The 4,577-nt window shown below is 58.6% G+C and carries 3 protein-coding genes and 1 pseudogene; 1 reads left to right on the top strand and 3 read right to left on the bottom strand.

Going from position 1 to position 4,577, the window contains the following annotated elements; genetic code table 11:
- From Q1B15_RS10700 to Q1B15_RS10690, 3 genes are all read right to left on the bottom strand, one after another.
- On the bottom strand, positions 1-1,491 hold a 1,491-nt coding region (locus Q1B15_RS10700), incomplete at its 3' end, for a hypothetical protein (RefSeq protein WP_299753735.1).
- Positions 1,492-1,669: 178 nt separating this feature from the next.
- Positions 1,670-2,974, bottom strand: coding sequence for a hypothetical protein (locus Q1B15_RS10695; RefSeq protein WP_299753734.1), 1,305 nt, complete (start codon positions 2,972-2,974; stop codon positions 1,670-1,672).
- 108 nt (positions 2,975-3,082) lie between these two features.
- A complete protein-coding gene (locus Q1B15_RS10690) occupies positions 3,083-3,538 on the bottom strand; it encodes a pyridoxamine 5'-phosphate oxidase family protein (RefSeq protein ID WP_299753733.1) in 456 nt (151 codons plus the stop codon).
- Positions 3,539-3,670: 132 nt separating this feature from the next.
- Here Q1B15_RS10690 and Q1B15_RS10685 point away from each other — a divergent pair.
- A pseudogene (locus tag Q1B15_RS10685) lies at positions 3,671-4,440 on the top strand (IS5 family transposase).
- Positions 4,441-4,577 lie beyond the last annotated feature (137 nt).

The following is a 4,577-nucleotide window of genomic DNA, read 5'->3' as shown; positions in this document are numbered from 1 at the left end:
CCGGTAGCCTTGAACATCGAGATCAGCCGAAGCGGTCCAAGACACTTCCACCCCCGCGCCCGTAGCACGGGCGATCACCTTGCGGGCAGGGGCGGTCGGAAAGGCGCGGCTGGTCGGGTCGCCCATCAAGTTCACCCAGATAGAGTTACGCCACAGGTACTGCCCGGTCGGAAAATAATCCATGACCTCGCGGTAGGGGCCCACCACCGTCCCATTGTTGACGGTGCGCATGTGGACCTCGCCAATGCTGCGGCCAAGCGCCATGGGATGCAGCACCCAGGCCGGCCGCCCGCCCCACCCGCTGGCGATTGTGTACCAGGGCTGAGCCAGCATCGCGGAGATCTGGTTGCCGCGCCGGTTGAAGCGCTGCTTTCCACTACCAAAGTTGATCGTGAAGATCGCCTTGTTGGCGAACTCTGGGTAACGTGCGGCGTCCGCGCTGCCGAAATCCACCCCCCAGAGCCAGGGCTGCGCCTCGCCTGCATCGTGATGCCCGCCCACTGTCACCGCCTCTGGCCCGACGATGTTGCGTAAGGCATTGCGCTCAACTTGCAGATAGCCCGTCCCGCCGTATGCTTCACGAAGGTCGCCAAGCAGGCCCTGACGCCAGTGATGGTTCTTGTCGAAATAGGCAGCCAGAAGCCGGATCTCGCGATCCCCGTCGCCACCGCTTAGATTGGCCATGTCAATGCGACCGACCTGCATCTCGATGGTGTCGCTGGGCACTTGGTTGGGCAACAGGATGCCCGCGCGGTTGTCCTGCCACTTCCCGTCCATCTCGGCATAAAAGAGGTCGGTTGGATGTGCGACAGGTGCGTGCCCGTCGGGCGCGGCGCGGCCGCTCTGCACCACCGGCACATGGCCTATCAGGATCAGTGCATGGCGGCCGAAGGGATCGACGAAATATTGCTTCTGGACCCATGATCTGAGCGCCCAGGCGCGGTCGAGGTTGGCCACCGGATCGCGGTCGTCTCCGCGCGGAGTGTTGTGGCGGATTACCCGCCAGCCGTCGCCCACCAGATCCATCGCGAAGCGGTCGAGACGCGCGGCGAGGGGGGCGGCGAGCGTATCGTCGACCACAAGAAGTGCTGTGCCGCGGGTCTCCTCGGCCGGGACCTCGGTGCCGGCGACCCAGTAGCCCACATCGACGACGTCGCGGGCGCTGCGCAGCACTTGATATTCAAAGGCCGTGCCCGGGCGGATCGTATCGTCGGTAAAGCGCATGACCGGCCCCAGCGCGGGGGCAAGCGGCCGCCACGATCCCGGCCCGCTCTCCCCAAGCCGCCGCCGATTGACGGCGACATTGCCGACCCGCGGCGGATTGACGGTGGCCCAGCTGAGCTGCACCGCGCGGCCGTTGGGGTCTATCACGGCTTCCAGCGGGAGGGGTTCTTCGACTGAAGTCTGGGCGATGACAGGACTTGCGATGCTGAGCGCAAACGCCAGAAGGATCGTAGCGCCGTTCCAGCCCGCCTCTGATCGAAGCAACATAACCATATCCCGCATTTACTCCAGCCTCGCAGTCCCCTCAAGGGCTTGACGCGCTGTTCGCACCGACACATCAAAAAAGCGCGCCGCCGATCGGCGCCTCTCTTGCTTGTTCTGGTGGCGCTGTCAGGGCGCCTTGTTTCCACGCCGGACCACACGATGCCCAGATCGCCGAGACCAGCTACTGTGCTCGGTGAATCGGCAGGTCGTCGATCTTCGCCTCGATGCTGTCAAGCATCTGGAGATATTCCCGGCTTTCAATAGAGCCGAAACGGCCGTTGAAGTCCTCTTCAGACATGATTTGTGGAACGCCGTCGAATGGAATGATTACGTCGTTCTCCTCCTTGATCAGCGCTATCAGCGCCGGCCAATTCTCAGGAGGGGCGGACATCAGCCTGTTGGACAAGCGAATACCTGAGTTATTGGCAGCGATGTCGGTGAAATCGAAGCCGCCTGACTTAAGCGTGTCGAACAATTCCTTGAATTCCCCGACCGATGCGGCAAAACCACGGTTGCTGGCCGCCTGAAGGGCGGCGGCGGTGGTAAAATGGCGGCGACTGTCAATGCGGCCGTTGAAGGTCACGGCGGAACACTCTGTGCGCCATGGCCGCTTTTCAACAAAATCCTCTCCGGCAAGGCCGCCCACGACTAGGGTAAAGTCGCGCGCGCCGCAGACCCGCGTCAGTGCGAAGATAGCCGCCGTATAGGCATTGGCGAGATCGCCTGAGGTCGCGTCCTGGAGCGTGGCGGTAAGCGTGAAGAGCAGATAGGGCAGATAGCTACCTTCAGTCGGCAAAACACCATCATCCATCGCCTCGCGGATCATGACGTAATATCGATCTATCTCATCGGAGACCGGCATTTCGGCGCCGCGCAATGCCCCAAAGAGCCCTCGCATGACACCGTTCTTGCCCATTTCGGCGATATTGAGATCGAAGGAGACCTGGTCGTCCTGGATATCCATGCGCGAGGCAGCTTCGACCAAGGTCGTTCCAAAATCGTTTCCAAAGATCGCATTCCCGCCCAGCCGTCCGAGCTCAAGGGCAAGACCAGGCGGCACACTCAAAGCGCCTACCTGGACGGCCCGTAGTACGACGCCGCCGTCGAAGGCCGGGACCGCCGCCGATACGTTAAGCCATCGCGATTGTCCCGTCCCGGGAACAGGGACCGATGCCTGACCGCTGACAAGTCCATCCTTAACCACGAAACTTCCGCGAAGCCCTGGAATAATGCGCGAAGCCACCCGGATGAGGCTGTTGAGGTCGTCTTGGGTCATGATAAGACGTTCCGACTTCGCGCCGCCTGAGCCCGCCGCAACGCGCACCTCCCGGACAAAACTACGGGCAACGACGGCATCTTCGGGGGTCGGAGCGCCTGCATGCGCGACTGTCGGGCTGCCGTCCAGCACAAAGACCCACAGAGCCGCGCTACCGACAAGGGAGATAGTTACCAGTCCCCAAAATGCCCGGCGAAGAACCTTTCTCATTGCAAAACCATGCCTTTCTGATCGTACCCTCATCAGATATCAACCGTACCGTCTAGAGTGATGCGCTCATTATGAACGACTGCTTTGGGCGGCGGACTTACCCGCCGTTCAAGTTGCAGTCTTGCTTGAAACAGGCGGCCAAGCAAAATCTGGGCCAGTCCTGAAGTAAGAGACATTATTAGTGAAGAAACTCTGAGGTTTCAGTTTTATCAAACGCCCGTCGGGCTTTCCGATCATGGCAACATTTTCAATGAACCACGAATTCCAGCTTTCTTCATCACACAAATACTTCTTCAACAATTGACGAAATCTCGCAGGCGACATCGGTTCAGTACTGGCTTCGCCTCGCAGTTCAAGATGCAACAAAACCCCAGCAGTATTGTCGAAATGGACTATTTCAATAGCGCATCTCGGGTCGTTATTGATGCACTTTACGGAACTGGCATCTGTTGAACCAAGCAACCAAATAGCACCGTCTTCCCAAATAAACCACATAGGCGCATTCCGGGGCGCACCGTCTTTAGAAGCGGCCGCTAGGGTCGCTATGATTGGGAGGGCCAACACTTCTTCTGGGTCAAATGCACATGACTCCGAACCTAACCATGCCTGATTTGACTAGGCAGCACACCCATTAATTTCTTTTCTTTAGCATAGACTTGTGATTCAATTTCCGGAAAATAACGGCGTGAGTGGGACATGGCACGATCAGACATGAGCGATCTGGAGTGGGAATTCATCAAAGCGGTTCTTCCAAACAAGACGCGCGGAGTGAAGCGGGTTGACGACCGGCGCGTCATCAACGGGATTTTCTATGTCCTTCGAACAGGCATCCCCTGGGCCGACCTGCCAGAGCAATACGGCCCGCCAACTACGGCCTACAACCGCTTCAACAGGTGGAGCTATGCAGGCCATTGGGATCGGATCATGGAAGCCGTGGCGGACGCCCACAACGTGGACATGGTCATGGTGGATGGCACCAGCATCCGCGCCCATCATGCGGCAACCACTCTAAAAAAAACGACCCGCGTCGTTGCCTCGGGCGCTCGCGCGGCGGGTTAGGCACGAAAATTCATGCACTTACGAACCAGGACGGTCTACCGATCCGGTTTGAGCTGACACCCGGGCAGGCCCATGATGCACCGCCCTGCAAGCACCTGCTAGATGCGCTGCAACCCGGCCAGTACGTGCTGGCGGATAAGGCCTATGACGCTGATTGGATCCGTGAGTTAATCTGGGAACAGGGTGCAATCGACGTCATCCCATCAAAATCGAACCGAAAATTTCCCAAGGATTTCGACACGGAAATCTACAAGCAGCGTAACAAAATCGAGCGCTTCTTTGGTCGCCTGAAAGCCTCCTTCCGCCGCATCGCCACGCGGTATGAGAAAACTTCACGCAACTTTCTGGCAATGATCAAACTGGCCTCAGTCCGTCTGTGGATCGAGTTTTATGAGTCCGCTGCCTAATTAACACATACTACATATGGCATATGTTTTTGTTTTAAATGGGGCGCAGATCGGGGAGACATGCGAGATTCCTTTTGAGCTCAATGCGAGGAGAGCCACCCCACCATAGACGAGGGCCGCGATGAAACTACCAGTTA

It is taken from the genome of uncultured Boseongicola sp. (assembly GCF_937988555.1).
Lineage (GTDB): Bacteria > Pseudomonadota > Alphaproteobacteria > Rhodobacterales > Rhodobacteraceae > Boseongicola.
The sequence above is the reverse complement of the archived record's forward strand: the minus strand, read 5'-3'. Positions and strand labels throughout refer to the sequence as shown.